The sequence below is a fragment of the Bacillus sp. I-2 genome, assembly GCF_001974945.1.
In the GTDB taxonomy this organism is placed as follows: Bacteria; Bacillota; Bacilli; order Bacillales; family Bacillaceae; genus Bacillus; species Bacillus safensis.
Genome location: NZ_LZRW01000042.1, coordinates 38,787 through 62,781 on the forward strand (window position 1 = coordinate 38,787; position 23,995 = coordinate 62,781).

22 protein-coding genes are annotated in these 23,995 nt (G+C 43.6%); 5 read left to right on the plus strand and 17 right to left on the minus strand.

Features of this window, described 5'->3' with window-relative positions:
• Nucleotides 1–67 precede the first annotated feature (67 nt).
• A complete protein-coding gene (locus BAE31_RS11405) occupies nucleotides 68–925 on the minus strand; it encodes a class II fructose-bisphosphate aldolase (RefSeq protein ID WP_024423748.1) in 858 nt (285 codons plus the stop codon).
• A 178-nt stretch (nucleotides 926–1,103) separates the two neighbouring features.
• Nucleotides 1,104–1,478: a response regulator gene (locus tag BAE31_RS11410; protein WP_003214681.1), complete on the minus strand. Its 375-nt coding sequence runs from the start codon at nucleotides 1,476–1,478 to the stop codon at nucleotides 1,104–1,106.
• A 180-nt stretch (nucleotides 1,479–1,658) separates the two neighbouring features.
• Here BAE31_RS11410 and BAE31_RS11415 point away from each other — a divergent pair, with 180 nt between their 5' ends.
• Nucleotides 1,659–2,189 (plus strand): DUF2529 domain-containing protein, encoded by a 531-nt coding sequence (locus BAE31_RS11415; RefSeq protein ID WP_076840479.1) that lies wholly within the window; start codon nucleotides 1,659–1,661, stop codon nucleotides 2,187–2,189.
• Between the two features lie 40 nt (nucleotides 2,190–2,229).
• Here the strand turns inward: BAE31_RS11415 and pyrG are convergent, their stop codons facing one another.
• The 8 genes from pyrG to BAE31_RS11455 form a co-directional block, all read right to left on the minus strand.
• On the minus strand, nucleotides 2,230–3,837 hold the full coding sequence (gene pyrG / locus BAE31_RS11420; protein ID WP_024423750.1) for a glutamine hydrolyzing CTP synthase: 1,608 nt from the start codon (nucleotides 3,835–3,837) through the stop codon (nucleotides 2,230–2,232).
• A gap of 239 nt (nucleotides 3,838–4,076) precedes the next feature.
• The gene (gene rpoE / locus BAE31_RS11425; RefSeq protein WP_034281231.1) at nucleotides 4,077–4,616 is read right to left on the minus strand and encodes a DNA-directed RNA polymerase subunit delta; all 540 of its coding nucleotides are present in this window, start codon (nucleotides 4,614–4,616) and stop codon (nucleotides 4,077–4,079) included.
• 216 nt (nucleotides 4,617–4,832) lie between these two features.
• Nucleotides 4,833–5,030: a hypothetical protein gene (locus tag BAE31_RS11430; protein ID WP_080769525.1), complete on the minus strand. Its 198-nt coding sequence runs from the start codon at nucleotides 5,028–5,030 to the stop codon at nucleotides 4,833–4,835.
• Nucleotides 5,031–5,176: 146 nt separating this feature from the next.
• On the minus strand, nucleotides 5,177–6,319 hold the full coding sequence (locus BAE31_RS11435; protein ID WP_076840480.1) for an acyl-CoA dehydrogenase: 1,143 nt from the start codon (nucleotides 6,317–6,319) through the stop codon (nucleotides 5,177–5,179).
• Between the two features lie 16 nt (nucleotides 6,320–6,335).
• The gene (locus tag BAE31_RS11440; RefSeq protein WP_056765553.1) at nucleotides 6,336–7,448 is read right to left on the minus strand and encodes an acyl-CoA dehydrogenase family protein; all 1,113 of its coding nucleotides are present in this window, start codon (nucleotides 7,446–7,448) and stop codon (nucleotides 6,336–6,338) included.
• Nucleotides 7,449–7,459: 11 nt separating this feature from the next.
• Nucleotides 7,460–8,323 carry a 3-hydroxybutyryl-CoA dehydrogenase gene (locus BAE31_RS11445; RefSeq protein WP_076840481.1) on the minus strand — a complete coding sequence of 288 codons (864 nt, stop codon included), beginning with the start codon at nucleotides 8,321–8,323 and terminating at the stop codon, nucleotides 7,460–7,462.
• The gene (locus BAE31_RS11450) at nucleotides 8,323–9,516 is read right to left on the minus strand and encodes an acetyl-CoA C-acetyltransferase (protein WP_076840482.1); all 1,194 of its coding nucleotides are present in this window, start codon (nucleotides 9,514–9,516) and stop codon (nucleotides 8,323–8,325) included. Before BAE31_RS11450 ends, BAE31_RS11445 begins: the two co-directional genes overlap by 1 nt.
• A gap of 103 nt (nucleotides 9,517–9,619) precedes the next feature.
• Entirely contained in the window at nucleotides 9,620–11,731 is a 2,112-nt protein-coding gene (locus BAE31_RS11455; protein WP_076840483.1) for a heterodisulfide reductase-related iron-sulfur binding cluster, read from the minus strand.
• Nucleotides 11,732–11,874: 143 nt separating this feature from the next.
• Here BAE31_RS11455 and cls (BAE31_RS11460) point away from each other — a divergent pair, with 143 nt between their 5' ends.
• The 3 genes from cls (BAE31_RS11460) (at nucleotide 11,875) to BAE31_RS11470 (ending at nucleotide 14,374) form a co-directional block, all read left to right on the plus strand.
• Nucleotides 11,875–13,071, plus strand: coding sequence for a cardiolipin synthase (cls, locus tag BAE31_RS11460; RefSeq protein ID WP_076840484.1), 1,197 nt, complete (start codon nucleotides 11,875–11,877; stop codon nucleotides 13,069–13,071).
• Between the two features lie 12 nt (nucleotides 13,072–13,083).
• Complete coding sequence (gene uvsE, locus BAE31_RS11465) at nucleotides 13,084–14,046, plus strand: UV DNA damage repair endonuclease UvsE (RefSeq protein ID WP_076840485.1); 963 nt, start codon at nucleotides 13,084–13,086, stop codon at nucleotides 14,044–14,046.
• A gap of 73 nt (nucleotides 14,047–14,119) precedes the next feature.
• On the plus strand, nucleotides 14,120–14,374 hold the full coding sequence (locus BAE31_RS11470; RefSeq protein WP_041108190.1) for a hypothetical protein: 255 nt from the start codon (nucleotides 14,120–14,122) through the stop codon (nucleotides 14,372–14,374).
• A 229-nt stretch (nucleotides 14,375–14,603) separates the two neighbouring features.
• Here BAE31_RS11470 and BAE31_RS11475 read toward each other — a convergent pair whose 3' ends face one another.
• From BAE31_RS11475 to cls (BAE31_RS11485), 3 genes are all read right to left on the minus strand, one after another.
• A complete protein-coding gene (locus BAE31_RS11475) occupies nucleotides 14,604–15,602 on the minus strand; it encodes a S66 family peptidase (protein WP_076840486.1) in 999 nt (332 codons plus the stop codon).
• Between the two features lie 72 nt (nucleotides 15,603–15,674).
• The gene (locus BAE31_RS11480) at nucleotides 15,675–17,390 is read right to left on the minus strand and encodes an ABC transporter ATP-binding protein (RefSeq protein ID WP_041088614.1); all 1,716 of its coding nucleotides are present in this window, start codon (nucleotides 17,388–17,390) and stop codon (nucleotides 15,675–15,677) included.
• 105 nt (nucleotides 17,391–17,495) lie between these two features.
• Nucleotides 17,496–19,013 carry a cardiolipin synthase gene (gene cls / locus BAE31_RS11485; RefSeq protein ID WP_256928144.1) on the minus strand — a complete coding sequence of 506 codons (1,518 nt, stop codon included), beginning with the start codon at nucleotides 19,011–19,013 and terminating at the stop codon, nucleotides 17,496–17,498.
• Nucleotides 19,014–19,150: 137 nt separating this feature from the next.
• Here cls (BAE31_RS11485) and BAE31_RS11490 point away from each other — a divergent pair, with 137 nt between their 5' ends.
• Entirely contained in the window at nucleotides 19,151–20,122 is a 972-nt protein-coding gene (locus tag BAE31_RS11490) for a S66 family peptidase (protein ID WP_076840487.1), read from the plus strand.
• A gap of 294 nt (nucleotides 20,123–20,416) precedes the next feature.
• Here the strand turns inward: BAE31_RS11490 and argS are convergent, their stop codons facing one another.
• From argS to speB, 4 genes are all read right to left on the minus strand, one after another.
• Entirely contained in the window at nucleotides 20,417–22,090 is a 1,674-nt protein-coding gene (gene argS / locus BAE31_RS11495) for an arginine--tRNA ligase (RefSeq protein ID WP_076840488.1), read from the minus strand.
• Nucleotides 22,087–22,509, minus strand: coding sequence for a YwiB family protein (locus BAE31_RS11500; protein WP_003215400.1), 423 nt, complete (start codon nucleotides 22,507–22,509; stop codon nucleotides 22,087–22,089). The genes argS and BAE31_RS11500 overlap by 4 nt, the downstream gene beginning before the upstream one ends.
• Nucleotides 22,510–22,633: 124 nt before the next feature.
• Nucleotides 22,634–22,981, minus strand: a complete 348-nt coding sequence (locus BAE31_RS11505; protein ID WP_076840489.1) for a hypothetical protein — start codon at nucleotides 22,979–22,981, stop codon at nucleotides 22,634–22,636.
• Nucleotides 22,982–23,060: 79 nt separating this feature from the next.
• Nucleotides 23,061–23,933, minus strand: coding sequence for an agmatinase (gene speB, locus BAE31_RS11510; protein ID WP_025093863.1), 873 nt, complete (start codon nucleotides 23,931–23,933; stop codon nucleotides 23,061–23,063).
• Nucleotides 23,934–23,995: the final 62 nt, after the last annotated feature.

A 23,995-nucleotide genomic window follows, 5' to 3' on the forward strand; every position in this document is an offset into this window, starting at 1 on the left:
TGATTGCGCTTTCTCAAGATATGGAGAAAACCGCCTGTGACTCAGGCGGCTTTCGGTTCTCATCAAATTATGCTTGGTTAGAAGAACCAAATTCGCGCATTTTGCCGATAACAGTCGCTTTAATTGCGTCACGAGCTGGTCCAAGATATTTACGTGGATCATACTCTTCTGTTTTTGCAGCAAGTGTTTCGCGTACTGCTTTCGCAGAAGCAATTTGGTTTTCAGTGTTTACATTGATTTTTGCTGTACCAAGTGAAATTGCACGCTTGATGTCAGCAGTTGGGATACCTGTTCCGCCGTGAAGAACAAGTGGAAGACCAGTTGTTTTACCAATCTCTTCCATTTCAGCGAAACCAAGGTTTGGTTCACCTTTGTATGGACCATGTACTGAACCTAATGCAGGTGCAAGGCAGTCAATACCAGTGCGTTCTACAAGCTCTTGGCACTCTTTTGGATCAGCATAAATAACGCCCTCAGCGATGACGTCATCTTCTTGCCCACCAACAGTTCCAAGTTCAGCTTCTACAGACACACCATGGAAATGTGCAAGTTCAACGACTTTCGCAGTTGTTTCCACATTCTCATCGAATGGATGGTGAGAAGCATCGATCATGACAGAAGTAAATCCTGCATGAATCGCTTTTGCACAAGATTCAAAGCTTGAACCGTGATCTAAATGAATCGCAACAGGAACTGTTACATTATATTCTTCGATTAACGCTTTAACCATTGCGACAACTGTTTTGAAGCCGCCCATGTAGCGTCCTGCTCCTTCAGATACTCCTAAGATAACAGGAGATTTCTCTTCTTCAGCAGCTTGTAAAATCGCTTGCGTGAATTCTAAGTTATTTAAGTTAAACTGTCCAACAGCGTAACCTTTTTCCTTTGCGTCTTTCAACATTTCTGTCATTGAAACTAAAGGCATGATGAAAAATCCTCCCTATGTAGCTAATTTGCTTGCTAAAAAAAGCTCTCCACCCTAGCATGACCAGAATTTCTCGCCATATGTAAACTTTCAAAGTCAGATCGCTTTCTTCTTCTTTTCTAGAATACCAATTATTCGACAAATCGGCAACAGAATGACTCGATTCAATCATTTCCATCTAGCCATTTGTTTCAAGCGGCAGGTATTCTTTAACAGCATCTCGGATTTCATCAATATCAAAAGGCTTAGCGAAGTGCGTCAATGCACCGAGTTCTTTGGATTCTTGAATCATATCTAATTCTCCATAGGCTGTCATAATGATGACACGAATGTCTTCATCAATTAATTTCATTCGTTTTAAAATTTCAATACCATCCATTCCGGGAATTTTCATATCAAGCAGGACAAGGTTCGGTCTATGGTTTTTCACAATATCTAATGCCTGAAGTCCATTGGCAGCTTGAAAGGTTTGATAGCCTTCTTTATGAAACACTTCATTCAATAATATTCTAATACCGTACTGATCATCGACAATTAAAATTTTCTCATTCATCTGTTACACCCCATTGCTTTCATTTTTCGCCATAAAAAGAGCTGTTGTTAAATAATTCTGTTTGATTTTCACATTTCCTTTAATTATAATAGTTTACTTTACGACATTTTCTGAGCATTTTTCCTAATATTCTCTTTATATTCTATTATAAAATGATCTGACCGAAGGAGGAAATGAGTCTTGTTAAAAATTTTTACGACCCAGTTATCAGGTATTTTTTCACGTATTGGAGAAAAGCAGGCTGAAGCGATTGAGGACGGTGCACGCCTTCTTGCTCAGGCTGTGGTCAGTGGACATGCCGTTTATTTTCACGGAAAGAATGAACTGGCTGCTGTCGCCCTAGAGGCATCTGAAAGCAAGGAGCCGTTTCCCGGTGCGAAGGTGCTGCCGCTCGATCAAAAGGAACGCAGCTTACTTCATCCAAGTGACAGGGTGCTGCTATTTTATTCAGACCCAGAAGATCCAGAAATTCAATCTCTTGCACAAGAACTGCACGAACAAGATACGCCCGTTGTTGGTGTAGGGCCGGCACAAAAGGAGCCGTCTACGATTGAAGAGCATTGTGATGTCCACATTGATTTCCAGCTCAAGAAACCGCTTGTGCCTGCTGAAGATGGGACAAGGTTTGGTTATCCTGCTTTAATGACCTGCTTATACGTCTACCACGCTCTATCGTTTACTGTGAAGGAAATCGTGGAGGAATATGAATAAAAAAACTGCCGAGAAGTGATATTCTCGGCAGTTTTTTGTTTTATTTTGATTCAGATGCTTGAAGTGAAGCACCAACGAAATCTCTAAATAATGGCTGTGGTCTTGTCGGTCTTGAAACGAATTCTGGGTGGAACTGAGAAGCAAGGAACCAAGGGTGATCCTTCAGCTCGATAATTTCAACAAGACGTCCATCTGGGCTTGTACCAGAGAAGACAAAGCCTGCTGCTTCCATTTGCTGTCTGTATTCGTTATTAAACTCGTAGCGATGACGGTGGCGTTCGTAGACCACTTCGTCATTGTATGCAGCAAATGCTTTTGAGTCTTCATTTAATTTACAAGGGTATAGACCGAGACGAAGTGTTCCGCCTAGATCATCTACATCCTTCTGTTCTGGAAGAAGGTCAATGATTGGGAATGCTGTTTCAGGATCAATTTCCGCTGAATGAGCTCCCTCAAGGCCTAGTACGTTTCTCGCGTATTCGATAGATGCCACTTGCATTCCTAAGCAGATTCCGAAGAATGGCACTTTGTTTTCACGGGCATATTGTGTAGCAATGATTTTCCCTTCTACTCCGCGGTCTCCGAAGCCTCCAGGAACAATAATGCCGTCCACATCTTGTACGAAATCAGCGATATTCTCTGCTGTCACTTCTTCTGCATTGATCCATTTAATTTGAACATCTGCATCAAACGCATAACCAGCATGACGAAGTGATTCAACGACAGAAATATAAGCATCTTGCAACTCAACATACTTCCCTACAAGACCAATTGTGACTTGTTTCGAAAGGTTTTGCACTTTATCAACAAGCGCTGTCCACTCCGTCATGTCCGCATCTTGGCAGTCAAGTTTCATATGTTCACATACTAGCTTGTCCAGCCCTTGTTTTTGTAAATCAAGCGGAATGGAGTATAGCGTGTCTGCATCCTGACATTCGATAACAGCTTTTGTATCAATATCACAAAATAGCGCAATTTTGTCCTTCATATCTTGCGTCATTGGCATTTCCGTTCTGACCACGATGACGTTTGGCTGAATACCAAGACTGCGAAGTTCTTTTACACTATGCTGTGTTGGTTTTGTTTTCAATTCACCCGCTGCACGGATGTAAGGAACAAGGGTACAATGAATGTACATCACGTTTTCACGGCCGATGTCACTCTTCATTTGACGAATGGCTTCAAGGAATGGAAGGGATTCGATATCTCCTACTGTTCCGCCGATTTCTGTAATGACCACATCTGCACCCGTTTCTTTTCCGGCACGGTACACGCGGTCTTTGATTTCATTCGTAATGTGGGGAATGACCTGTACTGTTCCACCTAAGTAATCACCGCGGCGCTCTTTCTTCAGAACAGTAGAGTAGATTTTACCAGTTGTGACGTTGCTGTACTTATTTAAGTTAATATCAATGAAACGCTCGTAGTGACCTAAGTCAAGGTCTGTTTCAGCGCCATCATCTGTGACAAAAACCTCACCGTGCTGGTATGGACTCATTGTCCCTGGGTCTACGTTGATGTATGGATCGAATTTTTGAATGGTGACATCCATCCCTCTATTTTTCAGAAGGCGGCCTAACGATGCAGCCGTGATTCCTTTTCCAAGTGAGGAAACAACTCCTCCTGTTACAAAAATATACTTTGTCATTTCGTATGCTCCTCTCTTTTTTACCCTTGCATGTCTACACATGCACAGCTTCATCCTTTTTAGAGTGTATCCCTAAATCTCTTGAAAAATAAGAAAGCTCCCTTTCAAATAAATGAAAGGGAGCGTAAATGAACGTATCTTTACGTACTCTTTTTTAGAGAGCCCAAAATACATACTACATAGTTCGCTCTCGAAAGTCAAGACGGTTTTGTCCTGTTTTGAAGACCGGTTTGAGAGGGTTATTTGTCTTCCTCATCATCGTCTAAATCGTCTTCATCAATCTCCGTTAAGCCGTCATCATCTTCATCATCATCTTCGTCGAAGTCTTCAAGATCTTCTTCAATTTCTTCATCATCGTCTAGGTCGAGATCATCGTCGTCTTCAACAAGATCAAGGTCTTCTTCAAGCTCGTCGATTTCTTCTTCCTCTTCGATCTCATCGAAGTCGTCTTCAACGACAGCTGCTTTTGATTTTTTCTTTTTCGCTTTTGTTTTCACAGCTGGCTGAACTTCTTCTTCGATTTGATCAACTGGATACCAGCTGCGAAGTCCCCATCTCTGATCACCTAACGAAATAAAGCGGCCATCTATATTTAAGTCTGTATAAAATTGAGCAAGTCGATCATCAAGATCGGATTTTTGTATTCCTTGCAAACGGATAATTTCATCTATTAACTCGGAAAACGTAATTGGTGTTTTGCTGTCTCTGAAAATTTCATAAGCAAGTTCAACTAAAGACATTTGTTTGAGCTGTTCCTGTGAGTATTCTTTCAAACTCAAGGTCAGACACTCCCTTTCTATTACATGTATGTATCCATTTATCAGTGAAATAATAAGTATTTATACCTTATTCTTACGACAAACCATACCTCTCATTATAAACAAATTAGGGGAGTTTATGCCACCTTTATTGATGTTAATTTTTGATTTTTCTCATGGGGAGCACCTAGAGTGTGTACGGCATGCTTTTTGTCGTTCGGTTTTTTCTCGTCTGTTTTAAAATTGGATGTTCTGAATGAATGAGACAACGATAGGAATCGTGAATAACATTCCAGCAGACATGAGTACGATTAGTTTTCTGCGGCTGTTTTCTTTTTCTTCCTGCTTCTTTGGAGATTTCGAAAGCTCCGCGGACACCATGATCCAGATCACCATCGTGACGATTGCCAAAATGCCCATAATTGTTGAGTTCATCATCATAACCTCCTTATTGAAATTTTCCCTAATTTTAACATAACACGATGGTGATATGGATGAACATTGACAATGCGCTTACATTTGAAAACTGCATGACGAACCAAAACAGACCACCTTACGTTCAGGCGGTCTTTGCTTGTTTTCTACATATCTAGCAGTTTCCTTGAGATGACCAGGCGCTGGATTTCCTGAGTTCCTTCATAAATTTGAGTGATTTTCGCATCACGCATGTATCGTTCGACCGGGTAATCCTTTGTGTAGCCGTACCCGCCGAAGATTTGAACCGCTTCTGTCGTCACCTTCATCGCTGTATCACCGGCAAAGAGCTTGGACATGGCTGATTCCTTTCCATACGGGAGGCCTTTTGTTTCGAGCCATGCCGCCTGGTAAGTAAGCAGCCTTGATGCTTCAATCGCTGTTGCCATATCAGCCAGCTTAAAGGCGATCCCTTGCTGCTGAATGATTGGTTTGCCAAATTGTTTACGCTCCTTGGCATAATCAACCGCCGCATCAAGAGCGCCTTGCGCAATCCCAACCGCCTGTGCAGCAATGCCGTTTCTGCCGCCATCGAGTGTCATCATGGCTATTTTGAACCCTTCTCCTTCTTGACCGAGCCGGTTCCTTTCATGAATTCGGCAATCTTCAAATCGAATTTCAGTTGTTGGCGAAGAACGTATGCCCAGTTTGCTTTCCTTTTTGCCAACGGAAAAACCAGGTGTCTCTTTTTCTACAATAAAAGCAGTTGTATTTCGAGACGAAGCTTCTTGGTCTGTTACGGCAAACACAATATAATAATCTGCAATGCCTCCATTTGTAATAAAAATTTTCGCCCCGTTCAGGACATATTCACTGCCTGCCTTGACGGCCGTTGTCTTCATCCCGCCTGCATCTGAACCAGAACCGCTCTCAGTGAGCGCATATGCTCCTATCTTCTGCCCTTCTGCAAGCGGCTTTAAGTAGTTCTCTTTTTGTTCCTTTGTTCCAAATGTATAGATTGGCCATGAAGCAAGAGATGTATGAGCGGACAGGGTGACACCTGTAGAGGCGCACACTCTTGAAAGCTCCTCAACTGCTATGACGTAGGCTAAATAGTCACTGCCGATTCCGCCCACGTCTTCCGGCCAAGGAATACCTGTTAAACCGAGCTCCGCCATTTTGCGAAAAATAGATGGATCATATGTCTCTGTTTCGTCTCGATCTGCTGCTGTTGGCTCCACTTCATTTTTCGCAAAGTCTCTCACCATTTTTTGAATCATTTCATGTTCATCACTTAATTGGAACTGCATCGTGAGCCACCTCGTTTCATATTAGCTGTTTACAGATGACCAGCCTTTGAATTTCACTTGTTCCTTCATAGATTTCACAAATTTTCGCATCACGAAAGTAACGTTCTGCTTGATAGCGATTCGTATAACCATCCATGCCTAGCAAATGGATCGCTTCTGTACTGATCTCCACCGCCGTTTTTGACGCAAATAGCTTTGCCATTGATGCTTCCTTTGTGACCGGTCGATTTGCCTCTTTGAAAGAAGCCGCTTGATAGACAAGCAGTTTGGCCGCCTCAAGCTTCGCCGCCAAATCGCCCAGTCGAATGGTCGTTTCAAGACCTGCTGGATGCTGCTTTAAATAGACCACTGCCTCGGTTAAAGCGGCTTCTGCAATGCCAAGGCTTTGAGCCGCAATTCCGATTCTCCCTGCATTTAGGCTGGACATGGCAATTTGAAAACCCTCTCCTTCTGCACCGAGTAGCTGATCTTTTGGAATCCGCACGCCATCAAAATGAAGCGTGACTGTTTTTGAACCGTGCAGTCCCATCTTTTTCTCATCTTTTCCAATCGTAAATCCCGGCGTATCTTTCTCGACAATGAACGCCGATATATTTTTTCTCGCAGAAGCCGGATTGGTCACTGCGAAAACAAGATACAGTTCTGCTTCCCCACCGCTTGTGATAAAGATTTTCGTCCCATTTAATACATAATCGCCGCCCATCCGCTCTGCTCTTAACTGAATACTGGAGGCATCTGATCCGGCCTTTGGTTCAGTCAGACAAAAGGCGCCCAGCTTCTCCCCGGATGCAAGCGGCGGCACATAAGTTTCTTTTTGTTCCTTCGTTCCAAAAGTCAAAATAGGCATCGTCACAACAGATGTATGAACGGACACAATGACACCGATGGTCGCACTCACTTTCGATAATTCATGGATTGCGATGATATACGTTGTAAAATCTGCTCCTAAGCCTTGATACGAAGCTGGTATTGGAATCCCAAGATAGCCTTGCCGTCCCATTTCACTTAAAAGGTTTTTTGGAAACCGGCCTTGTTCCATGGCTTCTACTTCAGGGAATATACGCTGGCGTGCAAATTCTGCTGTCTGTTCTCTCCAGAGACGCTGTTGATCCGTAAGCAAAACATCCATCTTGACTCCCCCTATAAGTGGTCGTGGTATGTGTAAAAACCTCTCTTTGTCTTTTTGCCCAGCCAGCCTGCATTCACGTATTTTTTCAAAAGAGGACAAGGTCGATATTTGCTGTCTCCAAGTCCCTCGTGAAGGGTATTCATAATAAATAAACATGTATCCAGTCCGATGAAATCAGCTAGACGAAGCGGCCCCATTGGATGATTCATCCCAAGTGTCATCACGCCATCAATACTTTCTGCATCTGCTACGCCTTCATATAAGGTGTAAATGGCTTCATTGATCATTGGCATCAATATGCGATTTGATACAAACCCTGGGAAATCTTCCACTTCAATTGGGGTTTTGTTTAATGTCTTCGCTGTTTCATAAACAACTTGATATGTGTCATCACTTGTTTGCAGCGCTCGAATGACTTCAACCAGTTTCATGACAGGAACCGGATTCATAAAATGCATGCCAATCACTTTCTCCGGTCTGCTCGTCACAGCTGCTAATTCTGTGATCGACAAGGAAGACGTGTTTGTCGCAAATATGGCCTCAGCCTCTGCAAATTGATCAAGTGTTTCAAAGATTTGTTTTTTCACACTCATTTGTTCTGATGCGGCTTCTATGACTAAATGAGCCTGCTTGACGTCTTTTAAATCTGTGGAAACGGCAAGCCGCTGCGTGATATCTCGGACTGCCTGATGTGCCAGCTTTCCTTTTTCTGCCCGCTTCGTCAGTTGTTTGGTCATGGAGGAAATCGCTCGATGAATCTGCTTTTCTGATACATCATGGAGCAGGACTGTATAGCCTGACTGAGCAAACACTTGGGCAATGCCTGATCCCATTTGACCAGCCCCAACGACCATAACGGTCTCTTCTATACTCATCAATAAACGCCTCCCTTTTCATCTACCTTTATCATGATGGCATCTCCTTGACCGCCTCCGCTGCAAATCGCCGCAATGCCAATGCCTCCACCTCTTTGTCTTAATGCATGAATCAATGTCAATATCACGCGTGTTCCGCTTGCCCCAATCGGATGACCGAGTGCGACAGCCCCCCCGTTGATATTCATTTTCCGCCGGTCGATCCCGGTTATTTTTTCACATGCCAAAGCCACAGCTGAAAAGGCCTCATTGATTTCAAACAAATCAATATCCTCTAGGCGCTTTCCTGTTTTCTTTAAAAGCTTCTCGATAGCAAAGGCTGGTGTTTTCGGAAAATCCTTCGCCTCTACAGCAACCTGAGCATGACCGAGAACGACTGCCATTGGCTTTACGTCATGCCGTGCAGCATACGTGTCTTTCATTAAAAGGAGCGCACTTGCACCATCATTGACACCTGGTGCATTTCCAGCGGTGATGGTACCCTTCTGATCAAAAACAGGCATGAGCTTTGACAGCCGTTCATATGACGTATCACGCCGCGGAGACTCATCTTCTGTGATCAGCCGTTCTCCCGTTTTTATTTTGACGGTGACGGGGGTGATTTCATGCTCAAAAAAGCCGTTTTTTTGCGCTTCGATGGCCCGTTCATGACTTCTGAGTGCCCACAGATCCTGCTCTTCGCGCGTGATGCCGAGCTCCTTTGCAGCCATACTTCCATACTCACCCATATGAACGCCTGTAAACGAACAGGTTAACCCATCTAAAATCATCGCATCTTGTACTGCACCATCTCCCATTTTGTAGCCCCATCGCGCTTTTTTTAGCACATAAGGAGCGTGAGACATAGATTCCATACCGCCCGCTGCGATGACCTCAGCATCTCCGGCTCGAATGATTTGATCTGCTGCAGTCACACTGCGCATTCCGGATGCACAGACTTTATTGATGGTTTGTGTTGGAACAGACCAAGGAAGATCAGCATATCTTGCTGCTTGCCTTGAAGCAATCTGCCCTTGCCCTCCTTGTAACACACATCCCATAATGACCTCATCTATTTCATGAGAACCCGAAACTCTTTCCAGTGCAGCCTTGATCGCTATACCGCCTAGTTCTGCGGCAGTCAAACCACTGAGAGCACCGCCTAGTTTTCCAAATGGTGTTCTTGCTCCAGATACAATGACCGTCGAACTCATGTATGCCCCTCCCCGTTTGTTACCGCTTACATATGATTTAGGCAGCTGATGAAACAGCGCCATGGATAAGCCGATGAACATCCTATTCATCGGCCAGTCATGTTTACGACACCTGCTTTCCAGGCTCACCAAACACTGATTTTTCAAGAAGTTCGGCGACATCAAATGTGCCTACCTGCTCCTCTACTTCCTTCGCCTTCGTCCCATCTCCCAGCATCGTTAAGCAATAAGGACACCCTGAGCTGATGATGGACGGCTGGACCTGTAACGCCTGCTCCGTTCGTGCAGTGTTAATCCGGGTACCCGTCTCTTCTTCCATCCACATTAAGCCCCCGCCTGCACCGCAGCACATACCAGTTTCACGGTTGCGCTCCATTTCTTTCAGCGTCACACCAGGAATGGCTTTTAAAATGTCTCTTGGCGGGTCGTACACTTCGTTATATCTGCCTAAGTAACAAGAGTCGTGGAAAGTAATCACTTCGTTCACTTCATGTACAGGTGTTATTTTCCCTTCTTTCACTAACTCTGCCAGTAATTCTGTATGATGATACACTTCTGCCTCAAGTCCGAAGTCTGGATATTCATTTTTAAATAAGTTATAGGCGTGTGGATCAATCGTGACGATCTTTGTAACGCCGTTTTTCTGGAATTCTTCAATGTTTTTTGCAGCAAGCTCTTGGAATAAAAATTCGTTTCCGAGTCTTCTTGGTGTATCACCTGAGTTCTTCTCTTTATTGCCTAGGATGGCAAAGGAGACCCCAGCTTCATTGAGGAGCTTTGCAAAGGCAAGCGCAATCTTTTGGCTACGATTGTCATAGGCCCCCATTGAACCAACCCAGAATAAATAATCAAAGGTTTGCTCTGCTTTTTTCAGCTCTTTCACTGTCGGCACATGCACATCTTCTCTCAGTTCACGCCAATTTTCTCTTTCTTTTCGGTTCAGTCCCCACGGGTTCCCTTGGCGCTCAATGCTTGTCATGGCACGCTGTGCATCTGCGTCCATTTTTCCTTCAGTCAAGACAAGATATCTGCGCATATCAATAATCTTATCAACGTGTTCATTCATGACAGGGCATTGGTCTTCACAGTTTCGGCACGTCGTACATGCCCAGATTTCTTCTTCTGTAATGACCTCTCCAATAAGAGAAGGATGATATATAGAGCTGGCAGCCGACTCTTCCGCACCTGCTCCTCTCGCCTGCAGTGCCAGCTGGTTTCCTGTTGTCTGCTTGAAGGCAAGCTGCGGGACCCAAGGTGTCTTTGATGTAATAGCGGCCCCTTTATTGGTTAAATGATCTCTTAACCTTAATATCAAATCCATCGGAGACAGCATCTTCCCTGTCCCTGTTGCCGGGCACATATTCGTGCAGCGCCCGCATTCCACACAGGCGTAAAGATCGATGAGCTGAGACTGACGGAAGTCTTCAATTTTTCCCACACCGAAGGTCTCTTGTGACTCATCTTCAAAATCGATTTTTTGCAGCTTGCCTGGCGGGTCTAATCTGCTGACAAATACGTTCACAGGCCCTGCAATCAGATGGGCGTGCTTTGACTGCGGAACATATACTAAGAATGTCAGCAAAATAAGAAGATGCACCCACCATGCGGCATAAAAAACAATCGCAGCCGCAAGAGGTGAAATTCCGCCCAGCAAGAAAGCAATACCAGAAGCGATTGGCTCAGTTGGTGATAGAGAGTGTCCATGCCAGATCATGTTCATGCCGTTCCCAAGTAAGACTGTCAGCATTAAGCCGCCAATAAATAAAAGCACTAGACCCGATTTGAAGCCTCGTTTTAAACGGACAAGCTTCTCCACGTATCTTCTATGAAACGCCCATACAACGGCCACTAAAATGAGAAGTGTGACCACCTCTTGGAAAAACGTAAAGACGCCGTACACCGGACCTAAAGGAAGCCCGCTGTCTGGAATAAGCCCCTTCAGAATAAAATCAAGGGCTCCGAACTGTACGAGGATAAATCCATAGAAAAACAGCACATGAATGATGCCGCTCTTCTTGTCCTTTAACAGCTTCTTTTGCCCAAATACATTGACCCAAACACGCTCTAAGCGTTTCTTCATGTCTTGTTGAAACTCTTCTTTTTTACCAAGACGAATATACGCCGCTCGTGTTCGAATGAGATAAACAAACAAATACACTGCGTAAGCGGTCACCGCCGCAAATGCGATCAAGTTGATGATTAAAAGGCTATTCATCTTGCTCCCCCTTTCATTCCCCAAAACCCACTTTGTTCCGTTTCCATGTTGTACCTCTATCATAAATAATGAATGAGTATTCAGTCAATATTTTTTACACGTTTGGGTACACTATTGAAATATGCAAAAAAGGAGGAAGTTTCATGATCGCATTGATCATCCTACTCGTACTCATTGCCATCGTTTTGCTCGTGATGTTAGACCTTTATATGGGAAGGAAATATTTTTCTACTCACGCATTTGAACGGTCTTTTGACCAAACAAGCGGCGATGCTGCCTTTTATCATGATGGCGAACCATTTTTCGATCAGCTGCTTACCGATATACAGCAGGCCTCTTCTTCTATTCATATGATGTTCTTTATTGTAAAGAACGACAAGATTGGTCAAAAGGTCTTACAAGCATTGAAAGCCAAAGCTGAGCAAGGAGTTTCCGTCTTTTTGCTGACCGACCGATTGGGCTCCTATCCGTTTGATCAAAAGGCGATTGACATGCTAGAAAGAAGCGGCATTCAATTTTACTTTTTAAATAAGCCTCGGTTTCCTTTTTTGATTTACCGTTTAAACATGAGAAATCACCGTAAAATCACGGTAATTGATGGGAAAATTGGCTATATTGGCGGATTTAATATAGGCGATGAATATGTTGGAAAGAAAGGCCGGTTTGGCATTTGGAAGGATTATCATTTGCGGATGACTGGACAGGTTGTCGCAGATCTCCAGCATGTATTTCTGAATGATTTGTACCGGTCGTCTGGTATTCATCAGCTGCAATATGAGGTTTTCCCTGCATTGGAACCGGGAACATTACAATGCACAACACGCGCGACTGCTGGCTTTTCTTTAGAAGCTTTATTTCTTAAAGATATTCAACAGGCGAAGAAACAGATCATCATCTGTACGCCTTATTTTATTCCATCTTCCCCTCTTCTGAAGGCGCTGCTTGATGCACGAAAGCGCGGCGTCACAGTTGAAATCATCATTCCAATGAAAGCGGATCATCCACTTGTCAAAGAGGCTGGCTTTCATTATTTGAAGGATCTCATTGCCTCTGGATGCCTTGTTTATCGTTTTTATAAAGGATTTTATCATTCGAAAGCCATTTTGATTGATCGCAGCCGCTGTATGATCAGCACTGCGAATTTTGATAAACGCAGTTTGTTTTTAAACGAAGAAGTAGATGTGGCCATTGATGATCCCGACTTTACTGCACACGTAGAGGAAAAGATTCGGGAGCATATGGAGGTATCTGAAATCCTGACAGAAGAAACATTGTCAAAGCGCCCGCTTTTCACACGGCCGCTTGAGTGGGTTGCCGCCATGTTCTCGTATTTTTTATAAAGGAGATGACCTATGCGTTATCGATTTGGTTATGTATCCAATGCCGTCACCTTGTGGGAAGCTTCTCCTGCCAAGTCGCTGACCTTTGCTAGATACAGCAAGCTCGCTAAGGAAGAAAGAAACGAGGCTTTATTGCGAACAACAAAAGCCAATCTCGTGAATACATTAAGAACGCTTTATTTCGCCATTGCTCATGATATCCCGCTTTACCGTTTTTCAAGCTCGATCGTCCCGCTCGCGACCCATCCCGAGGTGCGCTGGGACTTTGTGACACCTTTTCGCAAAGAATTTCTTGAGATCGGCAAGCTGGTGAAACGGCACGGCTTACGGGTCAGCTTTCACCCCAATCAATTTACCTTGTTTACTAGTCCAAAACCTTCGATAACTGAAAATGCCGTCATCGATATGACGTACCATTATCAGATGCTTGAGGCGATGAAGCTCGAAAAGGAAGGCTACATGAACATTCATGTAGGCGGGGCGTACGGCGATAAAGAATCGGCTCTTCAACGCTTTGATGAAAATATCAAACAGCTTCCGGCTCATATCAAGGCGAGAATGACACTTGAGAACGATGACAAAACATATACGTCGCTCGAAACGCTTGGTGTATGTGAAAAGCATGACATTCCGTTTGTTTTTGATTACCATCATCACGTGGCAAATAAAGATGATGATGATGCACTCGATGACATCCTGCCAAGAATGTTCAACACTTGGACAAACACTGGCATTCCGCCCAAAATCCATTTGTCTTCACCTAAATCAGAAAAAGCTATACGCAGTCATGCAGATGGAGTAGATATGAACTTTGTCTTACCGCTTTTTCAAACATTAAAACCGTATGGTCGTGATGTAGATTTCATGATTGAAGCAAAATTAAAGGATCAGGCTCTGCTCCGTCTAGTCGAAGAACTGTCTGCGATAAGGGGCAATCGGCGGACGGGCGGAGGAACCATTGAGTGGAAATCATAGAGAAAGGTTTACCTTTGTGCAAATCAGGGTAACAAAGCTATTGTGAGAAAGTAATTAACAGGAGGATATGAAGATGTCTCAAATTTATTCAATCCGAATCGCTGCAAAAGCGTTGAATTTACATAAGCTTATTTCTCTTTATGAAAAGTGCCAGCAGGCTCAGCATCGTATATATGTGTATTCTAAAAAAACAATGTGCAACATTAAGAACATCGTAGAGCTTGAAACCTTCAGGCTCACTCATTTAGAATCTGATTACTTAATTGTCGTAGAGGGGAAAAAAGCGCAAGATCTCCTTCAGCCGTTTGAAAAAGAGACGGTTTCATAAAGAAGAGCAGCCTCGGGCTGCTCTTTCAAATTGATTGACAAAGGGCTAAAATGATGTTGATTTTAGCCCTTTGTCTTCTTTTCAGCGTGATAGAAAACCTTTGCAGCCTAGGAAGGACGAGTACCGGCGCGGAGCGAATTTGACATTCGTGAGCACCGGCACGCAGGCCTGACACAGAATGCGAGGGTTTGTCTACATGCTGGGAGAGCAGCCGCGGGCTGCTCTTTTGCTATATCCACTCTTTTGTTAACCAAACTTGTTTGGAGGATGCATCCATTTTCACTTGTGCCCCAATTGGCATCGTAAGCATTGGGTGCGTATGGGCACAGTCAAAATCAGCGATGAGCGGTCTTTTTGTCTCTCCGAGCACCTCAAGTAAAATCTCGTAAGGTTCTTTGCCCGTTCCTTCATCATCAAACAGCTCATGTTTTCCTAAAAGAATCCCTGATACCCGTTCAAACACTCCATTTACTTTCAATAAAGAGAAGTTCTTTTCTACAACCGACGCGGTTTTCATACAATCTTCAATGAGAAGGATGTCTCCGTTTTTCACGGCTGGCATGAACTCACTTCCCCATATGCCATACATCGCATTCAAGTTCCCGCCGATCAATCTGCCTTCTGCCTGTCCCTCTATGACGCACAGCCAATCATTCGGACGCTGCTTTTTGTCAAGCGTCTTTTCTTCCCAATTAATTCGTTCATCTGTCCAAAAAGGCGGTTTTTCAATCTGATAAGGAATGGTTTGTTGGGACATCAGGATGTCCTCAAATGACTGATATGTATAATCGACAAATGGTTCAAACTCGCCAAAAGAAGGAACAAGCGCCGGCCCGTAGAAAACAGGCAGTCCCGTTTTTTCGTATGCCGCTAAAAGAATTGCTGTCGCATCTGAATAACCGATCATGATTTTCGGATGTTGTTTCAGCAGGTCAAAATCAAGATAAGGCAGCAAACTATTTGAATTCGTCCCGCCAATCATTGACATGATGCACGCCAAGTCCTTTCTAGCCATCAGCTCATTCAGCTCATCTGCTCGTTCTTGAATTGTACCTGAACGGTAGTGATCCTCTTTCCCTGTTAATGATCCTGGAACCACAATGAATCCTTTTTGCTCAAGCCACTTCTTCGCCCGCTCATACCTTAGAGGCGAGGTCGCTGATGCAGGACTGGAAGGTGAAAAAATACCAATCTTATCGCCCTTTTGTAATCGCCGAAGCCCCTTCATTCCATCAGATCCTTCCTACAAACGTTTTTTCTATCCTAACAAAAAAAGCCCTTTATCAAAAGGGCTTTCTCTTTAATGACCAAACTGCGCTTCATGCAGTCTGCTGTACACGCCGCCCATTTGAATGAGGTCTTGGTGGCGGCCTTGTTCTTGGATGCCTTCCTCTGTCACGACGATGATACGGTCGGCGTGCTTAATTGTTGCCAGGCGGTGGGCAATGACGAGTGTTGTCCTGCCGACAGCCAGTTCGCTCAGTGCATCCTGTATAGCTTTTTCTGTTTCTGTATCAAGTGCTGATGTGGCTTCATCTAAAATAAGAATCGAAGGATTTTTTAGGAACATCCGCGCAATCGACAGACGCTGCTTTTGACCTCCCGACAGTTTGACGCCGCGCTCACCTATGACTGTATTTAATCCTTCTGGGAAACGCTGAACGAGTTCCTCTAAATGCGCACGACGTACAGCCTCCCAAATCTCTGCATCGCTGGCTTCTAGGTTGCCGTACGCAATGTTTTCTCGAATGGTGCCTGAGAATAAAAAGACATCCTGCTGCACAATGCCGATTTGCTGTCTTAAAGAAGACAGGGTCATCGATTTTGTACTCACACCATCAATTGTAATCTCCCCTTCATCCACATCATAAAAACGTGGCAGCAGGCTGCAAATCGTCGATTTCCCGGCTCCTGAAGGCCCGACAAACGCAACGGTTTCTCCTTGTTTGATCTTCAAATCGATATCTTTTAACACATGGCTGTGCTCATCGTAGCCGAATGTCACGTTTCGATATTCAATTTCACCTTTCAATCCGAATACATCACGAGCTCCTTCTGTATCCTTCACATCTGGCTCTGTTTCAAGTAAATCGACATAGCTTTTAAAGCCCGCAATTCCTTTAGGATACATTTCAATCACTGTGTTGATTTTATCAATCGGTCTGAATAAGACGTTTGTAATGAGAACAAACGCGATAAATCCACCTGCCGTTAATTGACCCTGCAGAACAAACCATGTCCCTGCCAGAAGGACAAACAGTGTCACAAGACGTGTGAGAATGTAACTGATTGAGCCGTTCACCGACATGATTTTATATGAAAGTAGCTTCGCTTTCCGAAAGCGGTTGTTGTTTTCAGCAAAACGCTTTTTCTCGAAATGTTCGTTGGCAAAAGCTTGAACAAGACGAATGCCGCCAATATTGTTTTCAACCCTTGCATGAAAGTCTCCAATGTCATTGTTCAGCTGTGTAATCGCCTGTGTCATCTTCTTATTAAAATGAAGGGCAAGCCAAATGATGACAGGCATGATCAGAAAGGTTAAAATAGCAAGCTGCCAGTTAATCATCAGCATGACAGCAAAGGCGCCAAGAATCGTCATAATCGCAATAAACAAATCCTCAGGTCCGTGATGAGCCACCTCACCAATGTACATGAGGTCATTTGTCATCCGAGACATAAGCTTACCCGTTTTGTTGTTATCAAAGAACTTAAATGAGAGACGCTGAAAATGATCAAATAGCTTCTTCCTCATATCTGTTTCAATATTGATACCTAACATGTGCCCCCAGTACGACACAATAAACTGCATAACCGAGCTGAGTGCATAAATGATAAACAGAGCAAGTGCGGTCCAGGCAATGACCGTCCAATTCCCTGTTGGTAATAATGTATCAATGAAGTAGTTCACGATCAGCGGGAAACCAAGTTCCATCAATCCAACTGCGACAGCGCAAAAGAAATCTAAAAAGAACAGACCGCGATAGGGCCTGTAATAGGCGAAAAAGCGTTTTAGCATATGTAAAAGAACCTCATTCCCTCTATAATTGATAATCATTTTCAATTATAGAGGAATCCTCTTCAAAATACTAGATCAGGAAATGATTTCTTTGACTGGAAATCCTCATAATACGCCAGAAAACAACCGGGCAAATGATTCCTTCAACCGCTCTTTTAAGCCTCTTTTATAAAAATGTACAGGACCCATTTGCTCACATTCTTTCATATCTTCCTCATAGTGGGCCATCAATTGCTCAATTGGCTTTTTGGCGGCTGTAAAGACATTGACTTCAAAATTGAGCTGAAAGCTTCTCATATCGACATTCGCGGTGCCGACAGAGGCGAGTTCTCCATCTGCGATCATCACCTTTTGATGCATAAACCCTTTTTGATAGTGATACACCTTGATGCCCTCTTTTAGAAGCTCAGAAAAATAGGATCGTGTGGCATATTGCGTGAGAAATCCGTCATTGATCTCCGGTACCATCACCCGCACATCCACCCCTCTTGTGGCAGCGATTTTGAGCGCAGTGCGAATCGATTCGTTTGGTACAAAGTAAGGTGTGGCAATCCAGACAAATTGTTTCGCATTAGAAATGAGGGCATCATATAAATCACTCATACTTTCTTTCATATCAGGTCCAGTTGGTACAACCTGAATGACATCCTCGCCTGTCACAGAATGCGGCGTATGATACCTCGGATCATCAATTAATACTTCATCTGATACATACTCCCAGTCCAGCATAAAAACGGAGTGAAGGGTCTGAACAGCCTCACCCTTTAACATGGCATGCGTATCACGCCAAAAGCCGATCTTTTCATCCCGTCCTACGTATTCCTTACCGACATTTAACCCGCCGACAAACCCTGTCTCTCCATCAATAATGACGATTTTCCGGTGATTTCGAAAATTAAATTTTTGATTAAAGAATCCATATTTTAAAGGCAGAAAAGGAGCGACCTTGACCCCTGCCAGCTTCAAGCGTTTAATATCTTTTCGGGAGAAGCGGATGCTGCCTGCCGCATCATATATGAAGCGGACCTCTACCCCTTCTTTCACTTTTTCAATCAAAATCTCCATCATCCGGTGACCAAGGAAATCAGATTTGAACATGTAATATTCAATATGAATGAACGATTTTGCCTTTTTTAACTCTTCAAAAATTCTGGGGAACGTCTCCTCCCCATTCTTTAAAATCTCCATATCACTATTTGTATTCACATGCATGCCTGTTGCTTTTTCTGTGTAATGAAAAAAAGCACGCTGATTATCGGTTAAACGTGACTCATTCGGCTTACTCTCAAGCTCAGAGATTCTGCGTAATTTCTCGCGGTTATACATTCTCTTTGATTTGAATAAATGACCCTTTACATAGAGCTGCCCTGAGAACAGATAGAACATATAGCCAATGATCGGGAAAAAAATCAGCACATATATCCATAACAGCGTGTGCTGTGATGTACGGTTCTCCAGCATGAGTGAGATGATACTAAATAAAATAATGGCGATATAAATCGCTGCGTACAGCTGAACGCTCCACGCCGGCACAGTCCACCAATACACCACATATGCCCCGAAGATCATAAAATATAAAAATAAAAATTCCAGTCTTCTCTTTTTCACATTCTCCGCCCTCATTCTGTCTTTTTCTCTTCCATACCCTTTACACAGCTTGTATGAAACGCACGACCCATTCCTTTTTCCTAGCCTTTACAGACTTGCGCTATTTGATCCGATATAATGGAGAAATACGTGATGGAAAGGAAGATTTGTTTATGCATACACCCCCACCTTTAAAAAAAGGCAGCCATATTCGTGTCATTGCCCCAAGCCGAAGTGCCAGCATTTTATCAAAAGAAGGAATTTCTCAAGCGAAAAAACGTCTGGAGTCTTTAGGGTTCACTGTCTCTTTTGGACAGCACGTCTTTGAATGTGACCTTCATTCCTCATCGTCTATTGAACACCGCTTGTCTGATCTGCATGAGGCTTTCACAGATGATGAGGTCGATGGTATTTTGACAGCCATCGGAGGCTTCAACTCCAATGAGCTTTTGCCTTATATTGATTACGACTTGGTCCGTCAGCATCCTAAAGTCCTTTGCGGCTATAGTGACATTACAGCACTTGCAAGCGCCATTACAGCGAAATGTGATATGGTAACATATTCTGGCCCCCATTTCTCAAGCTTTCAAATGGAGCAGGGACAGGAGGAGCAGACCGCTATGTTTCAAGCTTGCTTGATGAACGGAGGCGAACCGTTTGATGTGATTCCTTCAACAAAATGGAGTGATGATGCGTGGTATCTCGATCAAGCGAACAGGCAGTTTCATCCGACGAAATGGAACATATATCAGGCAGGAACAGCTGAAGGCACCTTGTTTGGCGGAAACCTTTGTACACTGAACTTACTGCAAGGGACATCATTTATGCCGAATGTAAAGGATGCGGTCTTATTTGTCGAGGATGATGAGCTGGTGTTCCCTGAAATGTTCGCCAGAGACCTTACCTCCCTCTTACAGCATGCACAATCAATCAAAGGGTTGATCATCGGACGCTTTCAGAAGAAATCCAAGATGACAGAGGAACATTTAAGATTCATCCTAGATAAGCACCCAATGCTCAAACACATCCCAGTGATTTACGATGTCGATCTCGGACATACACAGCCCGTCTTCACCCTCCCGATTGGCGGAAACGTTCAGCTAGCGTGTACAAATGGAGACGTGAAGCTGCGCATTCATTCATGACTAAAGGCCAAAAAGCACCCAAATAGGCGGTGCTTTTTTCTATGCCGCCATCTTTTTTGAAATTTTTTAGAAAAAGTGATCCAACCCTCCATCCCCTTCGTTAAGTAGATGTAAAAAGAAAAGAGAGGAGGCAAAAATATGTTTTCTGATGTACTTAGCCAATTATTCGATTCTATTTCTAACATGATTAATACGCTTGGATAATTTTCAAAACCCGCTGTCTCTTGAGGATAGCAGGTTTTTTATACGAAAAAGCCCCACTCATTCAATAGAGTGGGGCTTTCTTTCATTTCATTACATCTTTTCCGGTGCCGATACACCAATTAGTTTTAATGCATTAGCAAGCGTGATTTGTGTTGCTTTCATGAGTGAAAGACGTGCTGTTGTTTTTGTTTCTTTTTCTGCGTCAATGACCTTCTCGGCATTGTAGAAGCTGTGAAGGGCTGATGCAAGGTCATAAATATAGTTCGTCACGCGGTGCGGAATACGCTTTTCAGCTGCTTCTGCTACAACTTCTGGGAAGCTGCCAATGATTTTCAGAAGATCGTATTCTTTTTCCGATTGAATGTGAGAGAAATCGGCTTTTTCAAGGTTAGGTTCGTAGCCTTTTTCTTCTCCTTGACGCAGCATGCTGCAAATTCTCGCATGCGCATATTGTGCATAGTACACAGGGTTTTCGTTAGACGTAGAAATCGCTAAGTCTAGGTCAAAGTCCATATGTGTCGCCGCACTTCTCATCGCAAAGAAATAACGAGTCGCATCTAAGCCGACTTCTTCAATCAGATCACGCATTGTGACGGCTTTTCCTGTACGTTTACTCATCTTCATCTTTTCGCCGTTTTTGTAAAGATGCACAAGCTGAATGATTTCTACTTCCAGTTTGTCAGCTGGATATCCAAGTGCTTGGATCGCCGCTTTCATCCGAGGAATATAGCCGTGATGGTCCGCTCCCCAAATGTTAATGAGCTGGTCAAAGCCTCTGTCCAATTTGTCTTTATGATATGCGATGTCTGGAAGCAGGTAAGTGAAGCTGCCGTCTTTTTTAATCAGCACACGGTCCTTATCATCACCAAAATCAGTTGAACGCAGCCATGTTGCGCCGTCTTCTTCAAAGACATAGCCTTTAGCGCGAAGTGTTTCCAGCGCTGGTTCGATTTTTCCGTTTTCATATAAAGAGGTTTCTGAATACCATACATCAAATGGCACACGGAAATTCTCAAGGTCTACACGTAATTTTTCTAATTCGTATTTCAAACCGTATTCACGGAAGAACTTCATACGCTCTTCTTCCGGCTCATGCACGAAACGGTCACCAAATTCATCCGCAAGCTTTTGTCCGATGCCTTTGATGTCTTCTCCTCTGTAGCCGTCTTCAGGCATTTCTTTTTCAAGACCGAGTGCCTCAAAATAACGTACTTCTACAGATAAAGCGAGGTTATTGATTTGATTCCCTGCATCGTTGATATAGTATTCACGGCTCACATCGAACCCTGCTTTATCAAGGATGTTGCAAAGGGAATCTCCTACAGCTGCTCCGCGGGCATGTCCAAGGTGAAGGTCACCTGTTGGGTTAGCTGAGACGAATTCGACTTGCACCTTTTGACCGCCGCCTGTATTCGTTTCGCCGTAAGCTTCTTTTGCCTCAAGGACAGCTGGAATGAGCTTTGTTAAATACTGATTGTTCATATAAAAGTTAATGAACCCTGGACCTGCGATATCCAGTTTTTCAATGGAAGCTTTCCCTTTATCAAACGCATTGACGATGTCCTCTGCGATTTGACGAGGTGCTTTTTTCGCAATGCGGGCAAGCTGCATCGCCATGTTGGTCGAGTAATCACCGTGAGTTTTGTCTTTCGGCACTTCTAAAAGGACATCTGGCACCTGGCTTTCATCGGCAAGTCCTGCTTTGACGACTGCCGCTATGATTTCTTCTTTTAACGCATCTTTGACCTGTTCTGCGATATTCATGAACGTAAATCCTCCTTATACGAAATCGATAATGTATGTAAATGCTTTTGATCTTCTCCTGTCAGCATATCGTACGTAATGTGCAGCAGTCCCTTGTCCACATCGAGATCAATACCATGTGTGTGCACATCTAACTGAAGTGTACCGAATGGCATCGTGTAATGTGTGACGGTCGTTTCTCCAATGAGAAAGCGCTGCTTCATTTGAATAGCCCCTGATCTCATCACAAAAATTTCTTTTTCACTCATTTTCACAACGGTTTTTACTTGACCCATTTCATGTTCTTCATGGTAAGTGAGATACGTTTTGTCATTCTTCTCTTGGTACGTTCCAGTCGTGCGGAATTCGATCGTTTCAGCCGGCTCCGTCTCTGGTTTCATCACTGACTTTACATGAATTGAAATTTGGTTTTGTGTCATTTTGCACTTCCTTTGCTAAGACCCGTTTAACTAAAATAGTATACCATAATCATGATCGCCTATCATACCATCATTTCTCTTCTTCAAGGCGATTAAACTTCGTTTTTCATCTTCAGCCATCCCTTTAGAAAAAAAGAAAAATACAACTGACCACTACGACAAGTCCAGCCTTTACACCTAAGTCTTTTCTTTTCATTAAGTAAAAAAGAGCCTGTATGCCTGAACTTGCCAAAAATGCCTGGAAAAAATCAAATGGTGCGATTTGATCCTTTTTAAATACTACCTGCATGAATAACGCAATGGTCGTCAGATAGAAAAAGCCTCGATCGTGAAACAGCCCCAGCATCTCTTCCTTTGCTTCCTTCTTTGAAGCAAAAACAGGCGGATCAGCTGCGAGCTCTCGTTTCAGTGTGAGAAAGCCTGCCGCTAACACACATAAAGCGAGGATCCCCATCAATATTGACGAAAACATGAGCTCCCTCCTTTATTTTTTGACCAATGTAAAAAAAAGAGCTTGTCCACATGAGATGACAAGCTCCTCTATCAACTGATTATTTCACAAATCCAAGCAGCATTTCGCGTAAAAGCTTACTCGCTGTATTCGCTGTTTGGTCAGAGTGATCATATACAGGTGCTACCTCGACTAGGTCTGCCCCAACGACTTTGACGTCAGATCCTGCAATCGCATGAATGGATGCAAGCAGCTCTTTTGATGTAATACCGCCAGCATCTACCGTTCCTGTACCAGGTGCATGAGCTGGGTCAAGTACATCAATATCGATCGTCACATATACTGGACGCCCTTTTAGCTTTGGCAATACTTGCTTCAATGGCTCCAGCACTTCAAATTTAGAAATGTGCATACCCGCTTCTTTTGCCCATTCAAATTCTTCTTTCATTCCAGAACGGATGCCGAAAGAGAATACATTTTCAGCTCCAATAAGTCCTGCAACTTTACGAATCGGTGTTGAATGTGAAAGCGGCTCACCCTCATATTCCTCACGAAGATCTGTATGTGCGTCCATATGGATGATGGCCAAATCAGGGTATTTCTTATACATCGCACGGAAAACCGGCCAAGACACAAGATGCTCGCCGCCCATTCCTAATGGAAACTTCCCTTTTTCTAAAATGCTGTCGACATACTCTTCAATTAAATCTAAGCTCTTTTGTGCATTCCCAAAAGGAAGTGGGATGTCACCCGCATCAAAGAATGGCACCTCGTGCAGTTCACGATCTAAATAAGGGCTGTATTCCTCTAAACCGATCGATACTTCACGAATGCGGTTCGGACCGAAACGTGAACCTGGGCGGTAACTGACTGTCCAGTCCATCGGCATGCCGTATAAAATGACCTTTGCATCTTCCCATGTCGGATGACTTCCAATAAACACTTTTCCTGAATAAGCCTCGTCGAATCTCATGCAAGATTCCTCCTTTTACGCTTCAAAAAATGCGCAAACCGTCATTTGCGCATGTCCATTTC

What these genes read in the sequence shown, in the direction of transcription:
- BAE31_RS11490 (WP_076840487.1), top strand. Translation starts at nt 19,151, where the DNA reads ATGCATACACCCCCACCTTTAAAAAAAGGCAGCCATATTCGTGTCATT.
- cls (WP_256928144.1), bottom strand. Translation starts at nt 19,013, where the DNA reads ATGAGGGCGGAGAATGTGAAAAAGAGAAGACTGGAATTTTTATTTTTA.
- BAE31_RS11440 (WP_056765553.1), bottom strand. Translation starts at nt 7,448, where the DNA reads ATGGATGTTTTGCTTACGGATCAACAGCGTCTCTGGAGAGAACAGACA.
- BAE31_RS11445 (WP_076840481.1), bottom strand. Translation starts at nt 8,323, where the DNA reads ATGAGTATAGAAGAGACCGTTATGGTCGTTGGGGCTGGTCAAATGGGA.
- pyrG (WP_024423750.1), bottom strand. Translation starts at nt 3,837, where the DNA reads ATGACAAAGTATATTTTTGTAACAGGAGGAGTTGTTTCCTCACTTGGA.
- cls (WP_076840484.1), top strand. Translation starts at nt 11,875, where the DNA reads ATGATCGCATTGATCATCCTACTCGTACTCATTGCCATCGTTTTGCTC.
- BAE31_RS11475 (WP_076840486.1), bottom strand. Translation starts at nt 15,602, where the DNA reads ATGAAGGGGCTTCGGCGATTACAAAAGGGCGATAAGATTGGTATTTTT.
- BAE31_RS11435 (WP_076840480.1), bottom strand. Translation starts at nt 6,319, where the DNA reads ATGCAGTTCCAATTAAGTGATGAACATGAAATGATTCAAAAAATGGTG.
- BAE31_RS11450 (WP_076840482.1), bottom strand. Translation starts at nt 9,516, where the DNA reads ATGAGTTCGACGGTCATTGTATCTGGAGCAAGAACACCATTTGGAAAA.
- BAE31_RS11480 (WP_041088614.1), bottom strand. Translation starts at nt 17,390, where the DNA reads ATGCTAAAACGCTTTTTCGCCTATTACAGGCCCTATCGCGGTCTGTTC.
- BAE31_RS11500 (WP_003215400.1), bottom strand. Translation starts at nt 22,509, where the DNA reads ATGACACAAAACCAAATTTCAATTCATGTAAAGTCAGTGATGAAACCA.
- speB (WP_025093863.1), bottom strand. Translation starts at nt 23,933, where the DNA reads ATGAGATTCGACGAGGCTTATTCAGGAAAAGTGTTTATTGGAAGTCAT.
- BAE31_RS11430 (WP_080769525.1), bottom strand. Translation starts at nt 5,030, where the DNA reads ATGAACTCAACAATTATGGGCATTTTGGCAATCGTCACGATGGTGATC.
- BAE31_RS11505 (WP_076840489.1), bottom strand. Translation starts at nt 22,981, where the DNA reads ATGTTTTCGTCAATATTGATGGGGATCCTCGCTTTATGTGTGTTAGCG.
- BAE31_RS11405 (WP_024423748.1), bottom strand. Translation starts at nt 925, where the DNA reads ATGCCTTTAGTTTCAATGACAGAAATGTTGAAAGACGCAAAGGAAAAA.
- BAE31_RS11470 (WP_041108190.1), top strand. Translation starts at nt 14,120, where the DNA reads ATGTCTCAAATTTATTCAATCCGAATCGCTGCAAAAGCGTTGAATTTA.
- uvsE (WP_076840485.1), top strand. Translation starts at nt 13,084, where the DNA reads ATGCGTTATCGATTTGGTTATGTATCCAATGCCGTCACCTTGTGGGAA.
- argS (WP_076840488.1), bottom strand. Translation starts at nt 22,090, where the DNA reads ATGAATATCGCAGAACAGGTCAAAGATGCGTTAAAAGAAGAAATCATA.
- BAE31_RS11455 (WP_076840483.1), bottom strand. Translation starts at nt 11,731, where the DNA reads ATGAATAGCCTTTTAATCATCAACTTGATCGCATTTGCGGCGGTGACC.
- BAE31_RS11410 (WP_003214681.1), bottom strand. Translation starts at nt 1,478, where the DNA reads ATGAATGAGAAAATTTTAATTGTCGATGATCAGTACGGTATTAGAATA.